18 protein-coding genes are annotated in these 17,880 nt (G+C 68.0%); 9 read left to right on the top strand and 9 right to left on the bottom strand.

The annotated features are described in order from the left end of the window. Window positions 1–11: 11 nt before the first annotated feature. The 4 genes from E4634_RS02415 to ggt all read right to left on the bottom strand — a co-directional run bounded on the left by E4634_RS02415 (window position 12) and on the right by ggt (window position 5,287). The gene (locus E4634_RS02415; RefSeq protein WP_240725053.1) at window positions 12–1,283 is read right to left on the bottom strand and encodes a hypothetical protein; all 1,272 of its coding nucleotides are present in this window, start codon (window positions 1,281–1,283) and stop codon (window positions 12–14) included. Further along, complete coding sequence (locus E4634_RS02420) at window positions 1,280–2,230, bottom strand: hypothetical protein (protein WP_135441001.1); 951 nt, start codon at window positions 2,228–2,230, stop codon at window positions 1,280–1,282. The genes E4634_RS02415 and E4634_RS02420 overlap by 4 nt, the downstream gene beginning before the upstream one ends. Continuing rightward, window positions 2,217–3,461 (bottom strand): hypothetical protein, encoded by a 1,245-nt coding sequence (locus E4634_RS02425; protein ID WP_135441002.1) that lies wholly within the window; start codon window positions 3,459–3,461, stop codon window positions 2,217–2,219. Before E4634_RS02425 ends, E4634_RS02420 begins: the two co-directional genes overlap by 14 nt. 83 nt (window positions 3,462–3,544) lie before the next feature. Beyond that, window positions 3,545–5,287 carry a gamma-glutamyltransferase gene (ggt, locus tag E4634_RS02430; protein WP_240725054.1) on the bottom strand — a complete coding sequence of 581 codons (1,743 nt, stop codon included), beginning with the start codon at window positions 5,285–5,287 and terminating at the stop codon, window positions 3,545–3,547. 88 nt (window positions 5,288–5,375) lie between these two features. On the opposite strand from ggt, the gene E4634_RS02435 reads away from it, so the two are divergent. The 3 genes from E4634_RS02435 (at window position 5,376) to pdxH (ending at window position 7,010) form a co-directional block, all read left to right on the top strand. Further along, the gene (locus tag E4634_RS02435) at window positions 5,376–5,675 is read left to right on the top strand and encodes a hypothetical protein (RefSeq protein WP_135441003.1); all 300 of its coding nucleotides are present in this window, start codon (window positions 5,376–5,378) and stop codon (window positions 5,673–5,675) included. A 35-nt stretch (window positions 5,676–5,710) separates the two neighbouring features. Next, window positions 5,711–6,265 carry a DUF4136 domain-containing protein gene (locus tag E4634_RS02440; protein WP_135441004.1) on the top strand — a complete coding sequence of 185 codons (555 nt, stop codon included), beginning with the start codon at window positions 5,711–5,713 and terminating at the stop codon, window positions 6,263–6,265. A 109-nt stretch (window positions 6,266–6,374) separates the two neighbouring features. Beyond that, entirely contained in the window at window positions 6,375–7,010 is a 636-nt protein-coding gene (gene pdxH, locus E4634_RS02445) for a pyridoxamine 5'-phosphate oxidase (protein WP_135441005.1), read from the top strand. A gap of 97 nt (window positions 7,011–7,107) precedes the next feature. Here pdxH and E4634_RS02450 read toward each other — a convergent pair whose 3' ends face one another. Next, window positions 7,108–8,391 carry a CinA family nicotinamide mononucleotide deamidase-related protein gene (locus tag E4634_RS02450; protein WP_135441006.1) on the bottom strand — a complete coding sequence of 428 codons (1,284 nt, stop codon included), beginning with the start codon at window positions 8,389–8,391 and terminating at the stop codon, window positions 7,108–7,110. A 78-nt stretch (window positions 8,392–8,469) separates the two neighbouring features. Then, window positions 8,470–9,048 (bottom strand): DUF924 family protein, encoded by a 579-nt coding sequence (locus E4634_RS02455; RefSeq protein ID WP_135441007.1) that lies wholly within the window; start codon window positions 9,046–9,048, stop codon window positions 8,470–8,472. 152 nt (window positions 9,049–9,200) lie between these two features. Between E4634_RS02455 and E4634_RS02460 the strand changes: the two genes are divergently transcribed. Then, window positions 9,201–10,001: a ParA family protein gene (locus E4634_RS02460; RefSeq protein WP_135441008.1), complete on the top strand. Its 801-nt coding sequence runs from the start codon at window positions 9,201–9,203 to the stop codon at window positions 9,999–10,001. Window positions 10,002–10,104: 103 nt separating this feature from the next. Beyond that, window positions 10,105–10,734, top strand: coding sequence for a phosphoadenosine phosphosulfate reductase domain-containing protein (locus E4634_RS02465; protein WP_135441009.1), 630 nt, complete (start codon window positions 10,105–10,107; stop codon window positions 10,732–10,734). A gap of 7 nt (window positions 10,735–10,741) precedes the next feature. Here the strand turns inward: E4634_RS02465 and E4634_RS21970 are convergent, their stop codons facing one another. Beyond that, complete coding sequence (locus E4634_RS21970; protein WP_276606615.1) at window positions 10,742–10,873, bottom strand: hypothetical protein; 132 nt, start codon at window positions 10,871–10,873, stop codon at window positions 10,742–10,744. 289 nt (window positions 10,874–11,162) lie between these two features. On the opposite strand from E4634_RS21970, the gene E4634_RS02470 reads away from it, so the two are divergent. Together E4634_RS02470 and asnS are read left to right on the top strand one after the other, a co-directional pair. Beyond that, window positions 11,163–11,726, top strand: coding sequence for a lipid-binding SYLF domain-containing protein (locus E4634_RS02470; RefSeq protein ID WP_135441010.1), 564 nt, complete (start codon window positions 11,163–11,165; stop codon window positions 11,724–11,726). A 203-nt stretch (window positions 11,727–11,929) separates the two neighbouring features. After that, window positions 11,930–13,327, top strand: a complete 1,398-nt coding sequence (gene asnS, locus E4634_RS02475) for an asparagine--tRNA ligase (RefSeq protein WP_135441011.1) — start codon at window positions 11,930–11,932, stop codon at window positions 13,325–13,327. A 107-nt stretch (window positions 13,328–13,434) separates the two neighbouring features. On the opposite strand, the gene E4634_RS02480 is transcribed toward asnS, so the two are convergent. Next, complete coding sequence (locus E4634_RS02480) at window positions 13,435–14,088, bottom strand: histidinol-phosphatase (protein WP_135441012.1); 654 nt, start codon at window positions 14,086–14,088, stop codon at window positions 13,435–13,437. Window positions 14,089–14,208: 120 nt separating this feature from the next. On the opposite strand from E4634_RS02480, the gene E4634_RS02485 reads away from it, so the two are divergent. Further along, window positions 14,209–14,709: an RNA pyrophosphohydrolase gene (locus tag E4634_RS02485; protein ID WP_135441013.1), complete on the top strand. Its 501-nt coding sequence runs from the start codon at window positions 14,209–14,211 to the stop codon at window positions 14,707–14,709. Window positions 14,710–14,714: 5 nt separating this feature from the next. After that, entirely contained in the window at window positions 14,715–16,979 is a 2,265-nt protein-coding gene (ptsP, locus tag E4634_RS02490; RefSeq protein WP_135441123.1) for a phosphoenolpyruvate--protein phosphotransferase, read from the top strand. A 36-nt stretch (window positions 16,980–17,015) separates the two neighbouring features. On the opposite strand, the gene E4634_RS02495 is transcribed toward ptsP, so the two are convergent. After that, a complete protein-coding gene (locus E4634_RS02495) occupies window positions 17,016–17,864 on the bottom strand; it encodes an NRDE family protein (protein WP_240725055.1) in 849 nt (282 codons plus the stop codon). Between the last annotated feature and the right edge of the window lie 16 nt (window positions 17,865–17,880).

Raw genomic sequence — 17,880 nt, forward strand, 5'->3', positions numbered from 1 at the left:
GCGTGTTTCAGTTAGAGTGTATCAGTCGAATCCGCCATCGCCCCGGGCGCGGGCTCCAGCGCGCCGATTTCCGTCTCGTAGATGTCGGCGAGCAGTTCCTGCCACTGCGCGTATTGGTCCTCGACGGTGCCGGTGAGGGTCACGCTGCGGTCCTCGAGGTCGATGACCTGCGGTGTGATTTCCGCCTCCAGCGACTGGCCCAGTTCCGACAGGGCCTCGATACGCAGTTTCGATTCACTGCGCTTCTCCAGGCCGCTCTTGAGCAGGGCGCCGCCGCCGAGGATGGCGACACTGCCGGCGGCGCGCTGGGCCTCCCGCCTGTCTCTCTCTTCTTCGTCCTCAGGGTCGTCGTTGGCAGCGTCGTAGTGGGCGAAGATGCCCGCCAGCACCGCGGTGGCGCCGGCGATCATTTCGGCGCGACTCTTCGCCTGCAGTTCCTGCAGTTCGATCGCCTCGGCGTAGCTCTCCTTGCGCCACTCCTGGTAGGGCGGGTAGATCTGGTTGTCGAACTGGTCGTAGTACTCCTGCATGGTATCCACGTAGAGGTTGTCGCGGTCGCGAATCCTGCCGATGCGCGCGAGCATCGGGTCGCCCTCCGCGGGCAGGCGCGTGACCACGTAGTTGCCGTCGCGGTTCTTCTCCAGGTAGCCGGCGAAGGCGTCGGGGGAAAAGTGCTGGGCGAAGCGCAGCTCCGAGGTGAGGCGGATATTACGGCGTTCGCGGTCGCCGAGTTTTTCCTGCACCGCGAGCAGGTCGTTGGCGATGTCGTTGTACACCGCCTGGAACGGGTCGTAGTGACTCGCGGCGGTTTCCTTGTAGGCGTAGGCGCTGGCGTGGCCCTCGTAGGTGCGCTCCAGCCAGGTCTGGCCGCGCGCATCGCGTGCGGTGATTGCGAGTTCGAGGTGTTCGCCGTCCGAGTGCAGGATCTCGCCCTGGACCAGCAGGTCGGCGATGCGCTCGGGGTCCGGCACCACGCGCACCGCGCCCCAGGCGCCGCTTTGTTGCATGGCCTCGGCCAGTTGCCCGGGCATGAAGCGCGCCTCGGCATTGCGTACCTCGGGGTAGACCAGCAGCACTTCGTCATCATCGAGGTCGTCGATACCCGGGTCGAAGGTGGCGATACCGACATCCAGCAGCAGGTCGTCGGGCACCTGCCTGCTGGGCGCGTCGATGGCGGGCACGGCGGTGGTTTTCACCGTGCTGCTGACGCAGCCCCCGGTGAGCGCCGTTGCTGGCAGCAGGACGAGCAGGAGTGCGAGGCGCAGGCGCAGCTGGCGGGTCACTGGCCGATGCCCTTGTACTTGCGGTACTCGTCCCACAGCTTCTCGCGTACCGCCGGGTCCGGCTCGCGCTGGGCCGCCTCGCGCAGTTGTCGCGCGACCACGTCGTCGTCCGCGCCGGAGGGGATGTCTCCGGGCGCGGGGTACTTGGCTGTGCCCGAGGGCATCGGCGCGCTGCCCGCACCACCGCCGCCCCCGCTGCTACCGGTGCTGCCGTACAGGCCGCCGTCCTTGCGCGCCACGGCGTTCTCGTAGGGTTCGTGCCGGGCGGGAGTGTTGCGCGCCGCGTCCTGCGCCGCGCTGGCGTTGTCGCGCGCGCTGCTGCGCTGTTTTTCCTGTTCGTCGAGGATCATGTCGTCGAACACCGCGGTACCCTGGTCGAGCTGGGCGTCGAGGATGGCCACCTGCTCGGCGGTGGTGAGGATCTCGCCGCCGCCCGGCAGGCCCACGCCGGCGGCATCCGGCAGTCCGGCGCCCGCGCCTGTTTCAGCCCCTGTTCCAGTGGCTGGATCGCCGGTGGTTGCGGCGACAGGACCTGTGCCGCGGGCATCGGCCGCGGCCGGGTCGGGCTGGTTGAAGTCGGGCAGGGAAGGGGGAGGAGCGGTGTTGTCGTTCATGTCCGGCAGGGCGAGGTCGCCGCCGGGTTCGAAGCCGGGTTCGCCCGCGCCGCCTGGGGACGTGCCGCCGAGGACGCCATCCGGGGAGCCGTCGGGCGAGCCATCCGGGTGTCCGTCGGGATGTCCGTCAGGAGAGCCCTCGGGCGAACCGCCGGGCATGCCGCCGGCACCGCCCGGTCCATTGCTGGCCGTCGGCGGTGTCTGGCTGCTGGAAGGCTGGGTCGGGTTGCTCGCACCGAAGCAGCCGGCCAGCAGCAGGCTGGCGCAGGCGAGGGTGGCGAGTCCGCGATGTACCCGGCGCGCCCCGGCGCCGGGAGAGTCAGTTGATTGCATAAGCCCTGGTTATCCCCTCGGCATCGACCGGGCCCTGGGCCGCCAGGCGCGGGCGGAACAGTGTCCCGCGCAGGATACGCATGATGCGATTGGCGGAGCTGCGGTCGATGTCGTTATCGTCTATGCGCTCGAGGTGGTGCACGCGGCCCGTATCGCTCACCGAGAAGCGCAGCAACAGGTTGCCCTGTTGCGGGTCCACGGCGGGGGGCAGGTAGCGCACCGCGTCGTTGTCCGGAATTTCCACCGGCTCGCCGAACAGTGCCTCGATCTTCGCTTCGGCATCGTCGTGCGGGAGGAGTTCCCCGACCGCCGCGCGGTAGCGCTCGGCGGCCGCGCGACGCTGCCCGTGGAACAGTTCCCAGTCGCCGTACACCGCCAGCGCCTGGGCCGCCGGTTCACTGCCGGGGCCGTGCAGGGCGCTCTCCACCTCGTAAAGCATTTCGGCGACGCTCTCGCCCTTGCGGTAGCTCTGGGCCCGGTACAGGTTGAAGCGGCTGAGCTGCGGGTCCTGCGGGAACCCGCCGTTGCCGACCATGGCGTACTGGGCCTGGGTTTCGATCATGGCCATGTTGTAGTCCGAGATCAGGTACTGGGCGCGCAGCATATTGTGCAGCGGCGGCAGCATTTGCACGGAGTACCTGCCGCTGTCGCGGCCCAGTTCGTTGACGGCCTGGGCGTTGAGGTCCCAGGCGGTCATCAGCCGGGTGTAGTTGTCCCGCTCCAGGCCCAGGCGAAAGGCGTTGTACTGCCAGTCGGCCTGGCGCATCAGCGCCTGGGCGCGCTCGGCGCCGGCATCCAGGTTTTGCATCTGCACGCGGTACAGGTAGAGCTCGCGTTCGTCGGCGGCTTCATAGTCACGCAGGGCCAGGTGGCTGGCGATCTCGCGTTCGAGCAGGGGGATCTGTTGCGGGCAGTACAGCCCCTCGTTGATGCGCGCCAGGTGCACGCCGCGCTTGAACAGCTCGACCGCCTCGCGGTGCTTGCCGCGGCGTTGCAGGTTGATACCCAGGCCCCCCAGGTGTTCGCCGAGCTGGTCGGCGTAGGCGCCCCCGCTGGATTCAAGCTCGCGGATGGCCGCGCGGTAGTCGGCGGCGTCGCGCCGCGCCTCGGCAGCGCTCGGGCCGCTGGCCGCAGCGTTCAGGGCCAGCGCCTGCTCGGCAGCCGCGGGTGCCGCAGCCGCGGCGAGTGACAGGATGCCGGCACAGGCCAGCTGGCAGGGTCTTCTGCTCATCGATGCCCTCTGGGCGGCCGGTCGCTGCCGCCGTTGAATTCGCAGAAATAACGGCGGGATTATAAACCCGTGCATGCGCAACGTCAGTAGGCCGCCACCGCGCCACCGGGGCGCCGCGGGTCGGTGGCGCCGAGCAGCCAGCCGTCCTCGAGCATGATGGTCTGGGTGCGGCCCAGGGTGCGTCGGGTCGGCTGTACCGGCTGGCCGCGCTGGCGCAGTAACTCAACGGTGTCGGCGCTGATGCCCCGCTCCAGCAGCAGGGTGTCCGGCCACCACTGGTGGTGGACGCGCGGGCTCGCGGCGGCGGTGGCGGGGTTCATGTCGAACACCATGGTGTTGAGCAGTACCTGCAGCACGGTGGTGATGATCTGGCTGCCGCCCGGGCTGCCGGTGGCCAGCCAGGGCTTGCCGTCGCGCAGGACCAGGGTCGGCGACATCGACGACAGCGGCCGCTTGCGCCCCTCGATGCGGTTGCGCTCACCCTGGATAAGACCGAAGGCATTGGCGCTGCCCGGGTCGGCGGCGAAGTCTGCCATCTCGTTGTTGAGCAGCACACCGGTGCCGGGCACCATCTTGTGGTTGCCGAAGCTGAAGTTCAGTGTGTAGGTGTTGCTGACCACGTTGCCGGCGGCGTCGGCGACGGTGAACTGGGTGGTGTCGCTGCCCTCCGGCGGCACCGGCAGGCCGGGGCCGATGGTGTCGGCCGGGGTCGCCTTGTCCGGGTCGATGCCCTTGCGCAGGTGCGCGGCGTAGGCCTTGTCGGTCAGCTGCGCCACCGGCACCGCGACGAAGTCCGGGTCGCCCAGGTATTCGCTGCGGTCGGCGTAGGCGCGTTTCATCGCCTCGGCCAGCAGGTGGATATAGGCGGCGCTGTTGTGGCCCAGTGCCTGCAGGTCGTAGCCCTCGAGCAGGTTGAGCATCTCGATGATGTGCACGCCGCCGGAGGAGGGCGGCGGCGCCGAGACCACCTCGAAACCGTGGAACGTGCCGCGCACCGGCGCGCGCTCGGCCACGCGGTAGTTGGCGAGGTCCTGGGTGGTCATGATGCCGTCCCCCGCGCGCATGGCGGCGGCAAAGCGCTGCGCCACCGGCCCGCGGTAGAAACCGTCGCGGCCGTCGCGGGCGATCTGTTGCAGGGTCCAGGCCAGGTCCGGCTGGCGCCAGGTCTCGCCCATGCCGTAGGGGTTGCCATCGGGGTGAAAGAACACGGCACGCGCGGCGGGGTCGCGGCCGAGCATGTCCGCGCGCTGGCCGATCTCGTGGGCGAGGGCGAAGCTCACCGGGAAGCCCTGCTGGGCGAGGCGGATGGCCGGTGCCAGCACCTCGGCGCGGTCCAGGCTGCCGTACTTGTCCAGGGCGTGCAGCATGCCGGCCACGGTGCCCGGCACGCCGGCGGCCTGCAGGCTGAAGTACTCGCGCTGCTTGTCCACCTCGCCGTTGGCGTCGAGGAACATGTCGCGGGTCGCCGCGGCGGGTGCCATTTCCCGGTAGTCGATGAACACCTGGCGCTGCTCTTTGGCCAGGTGGATGAGCATGAAACCGCCGCCGCCGAGGTTGCCGGCGCGTGGGTAGGTCACCGCCAGGGCGAAGCCGGTGGCGACCGCGGCATCCACCGCGTTGCCGCCGCGGCGCAGCATCTCCAGGCCGACCTCGGCCGCGAGGCGCTCCGGGCTCGCGACCATTCCGCGCTGCCCCACCTCGGGCAGGAAGCGCTCGCCGTAGTCGATTATGGGTAGCGGCGCGGCAGGGGTTTCGGCGCGCGCGGCGAGCGGCGACAGCAACAGCAGGGACAGCAACAGTCGGGCGAGGGGGCGTGGGGCTTTCACACTGGCTCCGGTTCGGGGTTTGCCCAGACTTTAACGGTTTTCCCTTCCGGCGCATACTCGGCGGCACAGGAACGCGGCGGGACAGGCGATGCAGGCACTACTGGATGAGCTGGCGCAACGCTGGCAGGCGATGTTCGAGGCCCTGGCCCGCGGCGAGGACCTGCCGCCGGGGCGGCGCCTGCGCGCCGAGGGTATGGCCGAGGCCGCGGTGATCGCCGGTATCGCCAGTGCGGCGGAACTGGACCGGGCGATGGACGATTGCTACAACGCCGCCTTCGGTCGCCGCCTGGCGGCGGATTTCGGCGCTGACTGGCGGCAGTTTCACCGCTTCCCGGAGATACCCGCGGTAACGCGCCGCGCGCCGGTAGTACCGACGACCGCCGATTGACTATAATCGCCACACCCTAAAAAGGAGTTTCCCGCATGTTGCACCGCGCTTTGATGGCTGTCTTCGCCCTGGCCCTGCTGTCCCTGTTGAGCGCTTGCGCCTCGACGCTGCAGGCCAACATGGACTTCGACGAAAAGTACGACTTCACGCAGGTGAAGACCATCGCCATCCTGCCGGTGGATCGCACCAGCGTGTCCAACATCGTGGTCAGCGACCTGCAGGTCGATCGCATCAATGCGGCTATCACCGAGGAACTCACCGGCAAGGGTTATGTGGTAACCAGTGACCGCGCCACCGCGGACGTCTGGCTCACCTGGCACCTGGTGACCGAGCAGCGCACCGACGTGCGCACCTACGACGGCCTGAGCTACTACAACTGCTGGCGCTGCGGCCCGGCGGTGTCGGATGTCAGCGTGCGCCAGTACACCCAGGGCACGTTCATCGTCGACATGATCGACCCGCTGCGCAACCAGTCGGTGTGGCGCTCGATCATCCAGTCCGAACTCAAGCCGCAGCCAGAGGGCGACAAAGCCGCTGAGCGCCGCAAGAAGGCCGCCACCGCGGTATTTGCCGGGTTCCCGCCCAATTGATCGGCCGTGTCCATCAAATAAAGTCTCATCTGACCCCACGTTCGAAAGTGGGGTCAGATACGACTTTAAATGATGGCTCGCCGCCACAGCGGCCTGACAGGAGTTAGCTGTGCACTTTGAGGATTTGCGCCGCGAATACACCGCCGGCGGTCTCAGTCGCGAGATGCTCGACGACTGCCCCCTGCGCCAGTTCGAGCACTGGCTGGAGCAGGCGGTGAAGGCCGAGCTGGAAGACCCCACGGCCATGGTGCTGGCCACCGTGGATGCCCAGGGCAATCCCTGGCAGCGCATCGTGCTGCTCAAGGGGCTGTCCCAGGGCGGTTTCGTCTTTTATACCAACCACGGCAGCGACAAGGCGCGGGACATCGCCCATCATCCGAAGGTCTCGCTGCACTTCCCGTGGAACGAGATCGACCGCCAGGTCATCGTCGCCGGTAGCGCGCAGAAGATGAGCATGGCCGAGTCCGCCGCCTATTTCGTCACCCGCCCGCGGGAGAGTCAGATCGCCGCCTGGGCCTCGCGCCAGAGCCGGCCGATCTCCACCCGTGCGCTGCTCGAGGAGCAGGCGCGCTCGCTGCGCGAGAAGTTCGGCCGCGGGGAGATCCCGGTGCCCGATTTCTGGGGGGGTTACCGCGTGCTGCCCGAGCGTATCGAGTTCTGGCAGGGGCGCGAGCACCGCCTGCACGACCGCTTCCTTTATACCCGCGACGATGGCGACTGGGCTATCCAGCAGTTGCAGCCCTGAGCGGGATCATCTCGCCCCTCGGGAGAAAGGCAGTTAGTTTCTCTCCCCGCCACTCCAATCCGGGATCGAGTCCGGAGACGGACGAGGCAGCCCCGCCTCAGGCGCGACGTTGGCGCATATGGCGTGATTCACCCTCGATACCGAGCAGGGTGCGGCGGATCATATCCAGGCCCGCCGCCGCCACCATGGTCTGGAACAGGTGGCGCTCCACCGGCCACAGCAGGCGCCGCGCCTGCAGCGAGTCGCGCGCTCCCCAGGCCAGCCACACCGTGCCCACCGGCTTGTCCGGCGTGCCGCCGCCGGGCCCGGCAATGCCCGAGGTGGCGATGGCGAAATCCGCCCCCGCCGCGTCCATCGCGCCCAGCGCCATGGCCCGCACCACCGGTTCGCTGACCGCGCCGTGTTCGGCGAGCACCGCTTCCGGCACTCCGAGCACGCTGTGCTTGATGGCGTTGTCGTAGGTGACGAAGCCCGCGTGGAAGGCGTCCGAGGCGCCGGGCACACGGGTCAGCAGGGAGGCGATCAGCCCCCCGGTGCAGGATTCCGCGGTGGCCAGGGTCGCGCCGCGTTCGCGCAACAGGGCCAGTACCACGTCCGCCAGGCGCGCGTCGCCTTCGCCGATGATGTGATCCCCGAACAGTTCGCGCAGGCGCTGGTAACACCAGTCCCGCTGCGGCAGGTCCGCGGCGCGGTCCACGCCCAGCTTGATTTCCAGTTGCGGTGCGCCGGCTCTGAAGCCCAGTTGCACCGCCGTCGGCCAGTCCGGGATGTTGTCGGCGATGATCTGCTGCGCCGAGGATTCGCCCAGGCCGAAGGTCTGCAGGCGCAGGATGTCGCGCTCCAGGCGGCGCCCGAGGCGTTGCGCCAGGTCGCGCAGGATGCCGTCGAGCATGGCGGCCAGCTCGCCGGGCACGCCGGGGGTGCACAGCACGCGGCACTCGCCCAGGTTCAGTTCGAAGCCCACCGCGCTGCCTATCGGGTTGTCGATGATCCTGCAGCCCGCCGGTAGCAGGGCCTGCTTGAGGTTGGCGGCGTTCAGCGCGAGGCCGCGGCCGGCGCACCAGGTCTCCAGGTGGGCGACCGCCGCCGGGTGCTGTTCCAGGCCGACACCGGCGACGTCCGCGAGCACCTGCGCGGTGAGATCGTCGATGGTCGGGCCGAGGCCGCCGTTGATGATCACCAGGTCCGATTGCGCCGCCATCGACGCCAGCTCCGCGCGCAGCAGCGCCGGGTCGTCGCCGACGGTGACCTTGCGCTGCACGTCGATGGCCAGCTCGTCGAGGCGGCGCGCGATCATCGAGGAATTGGAGTCCACGGTGTCGCCGCTCATCAGTTCGTTGCCGGTGAGCAGGAGCTGCACGCGCAGCGTGGTGTCGGTCATGTGGGTGTCTCGTCCGGGAGGGCGGGGCCAGCATAGCGCCAATCGGTTGCGGCGGGCAAAGCCTCCGGCTGTGGCGCTTCAGAAACCGCCGTGGGTGTCGAGGTGGGCCAGTTCCTCGGCGCTGGACGCGCGGCCGAGGATGGCGTTGCGGTGCGGGAAGCGGCCGAAGCGGGCGATGACATCGTGGTGGGCGCGGGCGTAGCGCAGGAAGTCCTCGACCAGGGGCGAGGGGTGATCCAGGGCGAGCTGCTCGAACAGGGCCAGGCACAGGGCCTGGTCCGCCGGGTCTTCGCTGTGCTCCAGCGGCATGAACAGGAACACCTGGTGGGCGCAGGGCAGGGCGCGGTGGGCCTCGCCGGCGGTCCAGCCGCGGGCCAGTGCTGCCGCCCGCGAATCGCCGGCGAAGGCCTGCGGGGTGCCGCGGTAGATGTTGCGCGGCAGCTGGTCGAGCAGCAGGAGCAGGGCGATGCGACCGCGATCGTAACCGGTCCAGTCTTCAAAGCCGCCTGCCACTGCCTCCCCGGTGAGTGTGCCGAAGCGCTCGCGGCAGGCGCGGTCGAAGGTCTCACCGCCGGCGAACCAGTTCCTGCGCTGCGCCGGCGGGCTCATGCCGCTCTCGTCCAGCTCGCCGAACCAGAATGCGTGCAGTGCCTCCACGGCGTCGTTGTCGGCGATGGCGAGGTCCTCCCTGCCGGCCCGAAATCAGCCACAAGCATAGCGGAAATCCACCTGGCCGCTTACATTGGCCAGCGCCATTGCGTACACTGTCCTGCCCGGTTTTTCCCATGGATCAGGTCGCTGAGGTAGTCATGAGACGCGTGGTTTTCAATCAGAAAGGCGGGGTCGGCAAGACCAGCATCACCTGCAACCTGGCGGCGATCGGCGCCGACATGGGCTATCGCACCCTGGTCATCGACCTGGACGTGCAGGGCAACACCACCCACTACCTGGTCGGCGAGATCGACGCCGAGGCCTTCCCGGCCGAGGCCCAGGGCGTGGCCGGCCTGTTCAAGCAGACGGTGGGCTCGCGGCGCATGCAGAAGAACCCGGATTCCTTCGTCTGGGAGACCCCCTACGAAAACCTGTTCCTGATGCCCTCCAGCCCGACCCTGTCGTCGATGGAGAAAGAGCTGGAGTCCCGCTACAAGATCTACAAGCTGCGCGACGCCCTGGAAAAACTCGACGACGAGTACGACCGCATCTATATCGACACACCGCCCAACTTCAACTTCTATTCCAAGTCGGCGCTGATCGCCGCCGATACGGTGCTGGTGCCCTTCGACTGCGACAGCTTCGCCCGCCAGAGCCTGTACTCGCTGATGGACAACATCGCCGAGCTGCAGGAGGACCACAACCCGGACCTCGAGGTGGAGGGCATCGTCATCAACCAGTTCAACAGCCAGGCCCGCCTGCCCGGCGAACTGGTGGCGGAGTTGGAGGAGGAGGGCTACCCGGTACTCAGCACCTACCTTGGCGCCTCGGTGAAGATGCGCGAGTCCCACCGCGAGCACCGCCCGCTGGTCGACCTCGCCCCCAGCCACAAGCTGACCCGGCAGTACTTGGAGTTGCACGCGGAGCTGGAGCGCATCCTCTCCCGGGCCGCGGCCTGAAGCGGTCCCCACGGAATAAATTTATAATTTTCCGTTATTTGTAAAGCCGTTATTGATTCTTTAAAGTTTCAGGCCCATTACCCGTAGAACCCGGAACCACAGCGTGCTCGATCTCGATCTCGACAGCGTCAACGCCTCCCTGCGCGATGCCAGCGCGCAGGATATCGTGCGTTGGGCGCTGGGCCTGGGCGCGCCGGCCATCGCCACCACCAGCATGGGCAAGAACGCCGCGGTGATGCTGCACCTGGTGAGCGAGATCGACCGCGAACTGCCGACCATCTGGGTCGACACCGGCTATAACCTGCGCGATACCTACCTGGTAGCCGAGCGCCTGATCCGCGACCTGGAACTCAACATCCACGTCTATTCCCCGCTGATGACCAGTGAGCGGCGCAACGCGATCATGGGCGGTATTCCCACGGTGGACGAGGAAGAGCGCCACGCGCAGTTCACCCAGGAGGTGAAACTCGAGCCGTTCGACCGCGCGCTGGCGGAGTTTCAGCCGGAAATCTGGCTGACCGGTATCCGCCGCGAGGAGACCGAGCACCGCCGCAACCTGGACATCGTGTCCGTGGATGGCCGCGGGATCGTCAAGGTCGCGCCTATCTTCAACTGGTCAGACGAGGACGTGGAGGCCTACATGGCGCAGCATGAACTGCCCACTTGCCGCCACTATTTCGACCCGACCAAGGTTCACGACGGCCGCGAGTGCGGTCTGCACACCGCGGCCTGAGGCCGTATCAGCCCATTATCAGTCCGACGGTGACCGCCATCACGGCGGTGGCGAGGACGAATATGCCGATCACGGAAAACAGCCGGCGCATGGCGCGGCGGTCGGCGAGGGTATCTTCCTGAAGCAGATGCTGGGTCATGGTGAGGTTCCTTTTTGTTATATCAACAGCCCTTCTCCGGGCATTTTTGCAGGGTGCCCCAGCCGCTGCGAACCCGCATTGACCTGGATCAAGCCCGCGCGCACCCCGCGGGCGGGGAAAACTGTGTGTTTCTCCACATTTCACAGGCGCGGCCCGGCGGCGCTGGGGTAGACTCTGCTTCCAGTTCCCGCCGCGCCCACGGGCCCGACCGGGGAAGCGCTCACCCGCTCTGGCCACCTGCGGAAACAGGGTGAGAGAGACTGAAAAAGACCTGCGACAGGGGGTTGCCATGACTACCAGGAATAACATGCGTGCCGCGCTGGCCCTGTGCCTCGCGCTGCTTTGTCCCGCCGCCCTGGCGGACACCGTCGAGTACATCAACACTCACTCCGAGGTGGCGCTGAAAACCCTGCGCCAGCACACCGAGGACGCCGATGCGATCCTGCGCGACGCCGCCGGCGTACTGGTGTTCCCGGATATCTTCAAGCTCGGCTTCGGCGTCGGCGGCCAGTACGGCGAGGGCGTGCTGCTGGTGAAGGGCGAGCCGGTGGCCTACTACACCACGGCCGGCAAGGATTTCGGCCTGGCCGAGGGGCACAAGTTCAAGTCCGAGGTGATTGTCTTCCGCACCCCGGAAGCACTGGCGGACTTCCAGAACCGCCGCGGCTTCAAGATCGGCCAGGACGGCCAGGTGGCGCTGGGCAAGCTGGCTTCGGACCGCAGCCTGTGGTTTGGCGCCCAGGATGCGGCCAGGGGCGGCCAGGACGAGGTCGTCGGCTTCATCCTCTCCGACCAGGGCCTGGTCGCCGACCTGACCATGGACGGCTCGCGCATCACCCGCATGGCGCGCTGAAGCGCCTGTTACCCCTGAGGCGCGCGGCTCTTTCGGGCTGCGCGGCTCTCTCAGCCAGCACGGCTCTCTGAGGCCGCGCGGCTATCTCAAGGCGCGCAACTGGCTCGGCTCCCGCTGCTGCACACGCCTGACCCGCGGGGCATTGTGGTGCCCCGCCGTCCATTTCGGTATGCTCCCCGCCTCGTTCCCCGGAGGTCCCGAACATGTCCCAGATCATCCCCGTCGCCCGCGCCCTGCGCGGTGAGATTGCCGTCGGCGAGCAGGTCACCGTGCGCGGCTGGCTGCGCAGCAAGCGCGACTCCAAAGCGGGCATTTCCTTCCTCGCGGTGCACGATGGCAGCGCCTTCGACGCCATCCAGGCGGTGGCGCCCGAGAGCCTGGCCAACTATGCCAGCGAGGTGCTGAAGCTCTCCACCGGCTGTGCGGTGGAGGTCACCGGCGAACTGGTAGCCTCCCAGGGCAAGGGTCAGTCGGTGGAGATCCAGGCCAGCGCCGTGACAGTGGTCGGCTGGGTCGAGGACGCTGAAACCTACCCCATCGCCAAGAAGCGCCACACCTTCGAGTACCTGCGCACCCAGGCCCACCTGCGCCCGCGCACCAACACCTTCGGCGCCATCACCCGGGTGCGCAGCACTCTGGCCAACGCCATCCACAACTACTTCCACGAACGCGGTTTCAACTGGATCAATACACCGATCATCACCGGCAGCGATTGCGAGGGCGCGGGGGAACTGTTCCGCGTGAGCACGCTGGATCTCGCCAACCTGCCGCGCGACGGCAAGGGTGGGGTGAACTTCGAGGCGGACTTCTTCGCCGGGGAGGCTTTCTTGACCGTCTCCGGGCAGCTCGAGGTGGAGGCCTACTGCCTGGCGATGAGCAAGGTCTACACCTTCGGCCCCACTTTCCGTGCCGAGAACTCCAACACCAGCCGCCACCTGGCGGAATTCTGGATGGTTGAGCCGGAGATCGCCTTCGCCGACCTGGCGGACGACGCCGACCTCGCCGAGGACCTGCTCAAGCACCTGTTCACGCGGGTGCTGGAGGAGCGCGAGGACGACATGGCCTTTTTCCAGCAGCGTATCGACAAGACCGTCATCGAGCGCCTGCGCGGGGTGATCGACAACCGCTTCGAGCGCATCGACTACGCCGAGGCCATCGACATCCTGCAGAACTGCGGCCGCAAGTTCGAGTTCCCGGTGGCCTGGGGCACGGACCTCGCCTCCGAGCACGAGCGCTTCCTCGCCGAGGAGCACGTCGGCCGCCCGGTGGTGGTGATGAACTACCCGAAGGAGATCAAAGCCTTCTACATGCGCCTCAACGACGACGAGCGCACGGTGGCGGCGATGGACGTGCTGGCGCCGGGTATCGGCGAGATAATCGGCGGCAGCCAGCGCGAGGAGCGCCTCGACGTGCTCGACGCGCGGCTGGACGATCACCAGAAAGAAGACCTGTGGTGGTACCGCGACCTGCGCCGTTACGGCACGGTGCCCCACGCAGGCTTCGGCCTGGGTTTCGAGCGCCTGCTCAACTACGTCACCGGGATGGAAAACGTGCGCGACGCGATTCCCTACCCGCGCACGCCGGGCCACGCTGATTTCTGAGCGGTATCACTCGCCGGGTCCGCGGCGCGATCCGTGCGCGGCGAAGCCTGGCGGGTACTGACGAGATCGGAGGTGCGCGACAGGACCCGCGTGCGCACAACCCGCACCTAGCGCAGCGAGATCACCGGCCAGCCCGCCGCCTCGGCGTGGGCGCGAAGGCGCTCGTCCGGGTCCACCGCCACCGGCCGGTCCACCTGTTCCAGTAGGGGCAGGTCGTTGTGCGAGTCGCTGTAGAACCACGCGCCTTCCATGCTCGCATTGTGCTCCTTCACCCATTCCTGCAGCCGTGCCACCTTGCCCTCGCGGTAGGTGGGGATGCCCAGCGGCTCGCCGGTGTAGCGCCCGTCCAGCATCTGCGCTTCGCAGGCCAGCAGTTCGTCGATGCCGAAGGCGCGGGCGATCGGCCGGGTAATAAAGGCGTTGGTGGCGGTGATGATCAACAGGGTGTCGCCGGCCGCGCGGTGGCGCTCGACCAGCGCCCGCCCGGCGGGCAGGATGATCGGCTCGATCTTGCGGCGCATGAACTCCCGGTGCCAGGCCTCGACGGTCTCCGGCGGCTGGTCGCGCAGCGGGCCGAGGGCGAAGCGCAGGTAGGCGTTGATGTCCAGTTGCCCGGCCTGGTAGTCCGCGTAGAAGCTGTCGTTGCGTGCGGCGAAGCCCTCGGCGTCGACCAGGCCGGCCTCGCACAGGAACTCGCCCCACAGGTGATCGCTGTCGCCGCCGAGCAGGGTATTGTCGAGATCGAAGATCGCCAGGGACATGGTTGCGTGGGCCTCGCCAAAAGCGCCAGAGCATAGCCGGCAGCGGCACCGGAGTAAATTTCTCTGGCGCTGGAAAGTGTGGAACAATAGCCGGCGCCAGCGCAACGATAGCGATAACAAGTGATAGATAAGGACGGTTTCAGGCCCAATGTGGGCATCGTACTCGCCAACGACGAGGGCCAGGTGCTATGGGCCCGGCGCGTCGGCGGCCGCGATGCCTGGCAGTTTCCGCAGGGGGGCATCAACCGCGGCGAGAGCCCGGAACAGGCCCTGTACCGGGAACTGCACGAGGAAGTGGGCCTGGAGCAGGATGCTGTCGAGGTGCTCGGCGTGACCCGCGGCTGGCTGCGCTACCGGCTTCCCCAGCGCTATATCCGCAAGGACCAGAGCCCCGCCTGCATCGGGCAGAAACAGAAATGGTTTTTGTTGCGCCTGTTGGCCGGGGATGACGCCGTGCGGCTGGACCTGAACGAAAAACCCGAATTCGACAACTGGCAGTGGGTGAGTTACTGGTACCCGCTGAACCAGGTCATCTCCTTCAAGCGCGAGGTCTACCGCCGCGCGATGAAGGAGCTCGCGCTGCCGCTGGGGCGTCTTTCAGAACACAAGGGCCGCGCCTGATGGCAATGCTCGAAACCCTGCGCCACATCGTCCAGGAGGTGAACGCCGCCTCCGGGCTGGAGCAGGCGCTGCGCATCATCGTGCACCGGGTGCGCGATGCCATGGGCACCCAGGTGTGCAGCGTGTACATGCGCGACCCGGGCAGCGACCGCTTTATCTTTCGCGCCACCGAGGGCCTCAACCAGGACCAGATCGGTCTCGCCGGGCTGGCCCCGGGTGAGGGCCTGGTGGGTACCGTAGCCGAGCGCGAGGAACCGCTCAACCTGGAGAACGCCCCGTCGCACCCGGCCTTCCGCTTCTTCCCGGATATCGGTGAGGAGCCGTTCCACGCCTTCCTCGGCGTGCCCATCATCCACCAGCGCCAGGTGCTCGGTGTGCTGGTCGTGCAGCAGGCGGAGCGGCGCCGCTTCGACGAGGGCGAAGAAGCCTTCCTGGTCACCATGTCCGCGCAGCTCGCCGCGGTCATCGCCCACGCCCGGGTCACCGGCGCCTTCGATCTCGATGACAAGAGCGATGCCGTCGGCGCGCGGGTCAGCGGGGTGCCGGGGGCACCGGGTATCGCCATCGGCAACGCGGTGGTGGTGTCCCCGGACGCCGACCTGTACGCGGTGCCGCGCAAGGAGATCGAGGACCGCCGCGCCGAGTTGCACGCCTTCCGCACCGCACTGGCCAGGGTGCGCGAGGATATCCAGAAAGTGGCCGACAACCTCGGCGGCGAACTGTCCGCCGAGGACCGCGCCCTGTTCGATGTCTACCTCGGCATCCTCGACGACTCCAAGCTGGGGCGCGAGGTGGTCAGCCTGATCAAGGCGGGGCAGTGGGCGCAGGGCGCGCTCAGCGAGGTGATGATCCAGCACATCCGCCATTTCGAGCGCATGGAGCACAGCTACCTGCGCGAGCGCGCGGTGGATGTGAAAGACCTCGGCACGCGCATGCTGGCCTACCTGCAGGCGGCGGACAAGGAGATCAAGGTCTTCCCGGAGCAGACCATCCTGGTCGGCGAGGAGCTGACCGCCTCGTCGCTGGGCGAGATCCCGCGGGACAGGCTCGCCGGCCTGATCTCGGTGCGCGGCTCGGGCAATTCCCATGTCGCCATCCTCGCCCGCGCCATGGGCGTCCCGACGGTGATGGGGGCGGTGGACCTGCCCTACACCCGGCTCGAGGGGCGCCAAGTCGTGGTGGACGGCTACAACGGGACCGTGCACCTGAACCCCCGGCCCGAAGTGCTGGCGCGCTTCGAGGAAGTGCTGGATACGGACCGCGCCCTGTCGCGCGACCTGGAATCCCTGCGCGACCTGCCCTGCGAAACCCTGGACGGCCACCGTTTGCCGCTGTACGTGAATACCGGATTGATGGCCGATGTCGCGCGCTCCCTCGAACAGGGCGCGGAGGGCGTCGGCCTGTACCGCACCGAGGTGCCGTTCCTGCTGCGCGAGCGCTTCCCCTCCGAGGAAGAGCAGCGGCAGATCTACCGCAACCAGCTGGAGGCGTTCGCGCCGCGGCCGGTGACCATGCGCACCCTGGATATCGGCGGCGACAAGGCGCTGCCGTATTTCCCCATCGACGAGGACAACCCATTCCTCGGCTGGCGCGGCATCCGCGTCACCCTGGACCACCCGGAGATCTTCCTCGCCCAGGTGCGGGCGATGATCAAGGCCAACGCCGGCCTCAACAACCTGAGCATCATGTTGCCGATGATCTGCAACGTGTCGGAGCTCGACGAGGCACTGCAGCTGATCCACCGCAGCCACGAGGAGATCCTGCAGGAGGGGGTGGATGCCAGCCCGCCGCGCATCGGCGTGATGGTCGAGGTGCCCTCCGCGGTCTACCAGGCCCAGGGCCTGGCGCGGCGCGTGGATTTCCTCTCGGTGGGCTCCAACGACCTCACCCAGTACCTGCTGGCGGTGGACCGCAACAACGCGCGGGTCGCCGACCTCTACCACGCCATGCACCCGGCGGTGCTGCACGCGCTGAATACCGTCGCCCAGGCGGCGCGCAGCGAGGGCAAGCAGGTCAGTATCTGCGGCGAGCTGGCGGGGGAGCCGGAGGGTGCGGTGCTGTTGCTGGCGATGGGCTACGACGTGCTGTCGATGAATGCTACCAGCCTGCCCAAGGTGAAGAACGCCCTGCGCAATATCCACCGCGCCGAGGCGCGCGAACTGCTGGCCGAGGTGCTGGTGATGGAGCGCGCCGAGGACATCCACGCCTGCGTGGTCGGGTTCCTCGCCGACCACGGCCTGCAGCGGTTCATTCACACCCCCATGGAATAGGGCGCCTCGCGCCGTTCGACGAATACCTCGCCGGACTCAGGACAGCGCCGGCGCCAGGCGTTGTTCCACGCAACCCGCCGCGCCGCCATCCGCCGCGAATGCCTGCTCCCGCCAGTGCAGTGTTCCCTGTGCGTCGCGCCACAGGCTGGTGCAGGCGCGCGTGCCGTACACCGGGTCGACGATGAACTGCGCCGAGAACTTGCGCTCCATTTCCCCCTCGAGTCCCTGCAGGGCCAGCTCGCTCTCCCGGGCCTGTTGGCGGTCTGCCAGTGTGCCGGCCAGGGCGTCGTGGTCCAGCGGTTGCTCGAGCACCTGCCGCAGCTGTCGCCGCGCGGTCTCCACCTTTGGCCAGGGCGTATCCAGCAGCGCGTTGGACAGCCCGTAGAAGCCCGGGTCCAGGCGCCGGGCGCCGCCGCCGGCATTGCTCGCATACCACAGCTCGTCGCCGGCGCCGAGCAGCAGGTTGAAGCCGGCGTAGTCGGCAAAGCGAGTCTCGATCTGAGCGATGTAGTCGCCTGGCGAGAGGCTGCCGGTGAGGAAGTCCAGGGTCAGCTCGCCGCGCGAGCGCGGCGCCGGGGCGGTGCGCGAGGGGTCGCGGAAGTTGGTGATCGCCGCCAGGCGCCCGCCGCGGGTGACGCCCAGCCAGGTGCCGCCCGCCTGCAGGTCGCGCCCGGCCAGCACCTGCGGGTGCTCGGGCCAGAACGCCGCCGCGGCGGTGGGGCGGGCGTGGAACTCGTCGCGGTTGGCGACCAGGGCCAGCGGGTAGCGTTGGCTGCAGCGATGGGCGAGGACGATCAGGCACATGCGCGCAAGGGTACGCGGCTTCGCGGTGCGGGGAAACTCCGGCGTGGCCGGGAAACATTTGAGAAAGCGCGGGCGCTGCACGATAATACGCGCTCTT

The sequence above is a fragment of the Mangrovimicrobium sediminis genome (genome assembly GCF_004745945.1).
Taxonomy (GTDB): Bacteria; Pseudomonadota; Gammaproteobacteria; order Pseudomonadales; family Halieaceae; genus Mangrovimicrobium; species Mangrovimicrobium sediminis.

Excerpts from the sequence above, each read along its gene's own strand:
- E4634_RS02450 (WP_135441006.1), bottom strand. The coding sequence starts at position 8,391 with ATGACCGACACCACGCTGCGCGTGCAGCTCCTGCTCACCGGCAACGAA.
- E4634_RS02425 (WP_135441002.1), bottom strand. The coding sequence starts at position 3,461 with ATGAGCAGAAGACCCTGCCAGCTGGCCTGTGCCGGCATCCTGTCACTC.
- asnS (WP_135441011.1), top strand. The coding sequence starts at position 11,930 with ATGTCCCAGATCATCCCCGTCGCCCGCGCCCTGCGCGGTGAGATTGCC.
- E4634_RS21970 (WP_276606615.1), bottom strand. The coding sequence starts at position 10,873 with ATGACCCAGCATCTGCTTCAGGAAGATACCCTCGCCGACCGCCGCGCC.
- E4634_RS02435 (WP_135441003.1), top strand. The coding sequence starts at position 5,376 with ATGCAGGCACTACTGGATGAGCTGGCGCAACGCTGGCAGGCGATGTTC.
- E4634_RS02440 (WP_135441004.1), top strand. The coding sequence starts at position 5,711 with ATGTTGCACCGCGCTTTGATGGCTGTCTTCGCCCTGGCCCTGCTGTCC.
- E4634_RS02480 (WP_135441012.1), bottom strand. The coding sequence starts at position 14,088 with ATGTCCCTGGCGATCTTCGATCTCGACAATACCCTGCTCGGCGGCGAC.
- E4634_RS02470 (WP_135441010.1), top strand. The coding sequence starts at position 11,163 with ATGACTACCAGGAATAACATGCGTGCCGCGCTGGCCCTGTGCCTCGCG.
- E4634_RS02460 (WP_135441008.1), top strand. The coding sequence starts at position 9,201 with ATGAGACGCGTGGTTTTCAATCAGAAAGGCGGGGTCGGCAAGACCAGC.
- E4634_RS02420 (WP_135441001.1), bottom strand. The coding sequence starts at position 2,230 with ATGCAATCAACTGACTCTCCCGGCGCCGGGGCGCGCCGGGTACATCGC.
- ptsP (WP_135441123.1), top strand. The coding sequence starts at position 14,715 with ATGCTCGAAACCCTGCGCCACATCGTCCAGGAGGTGAACGCCGCCTCC.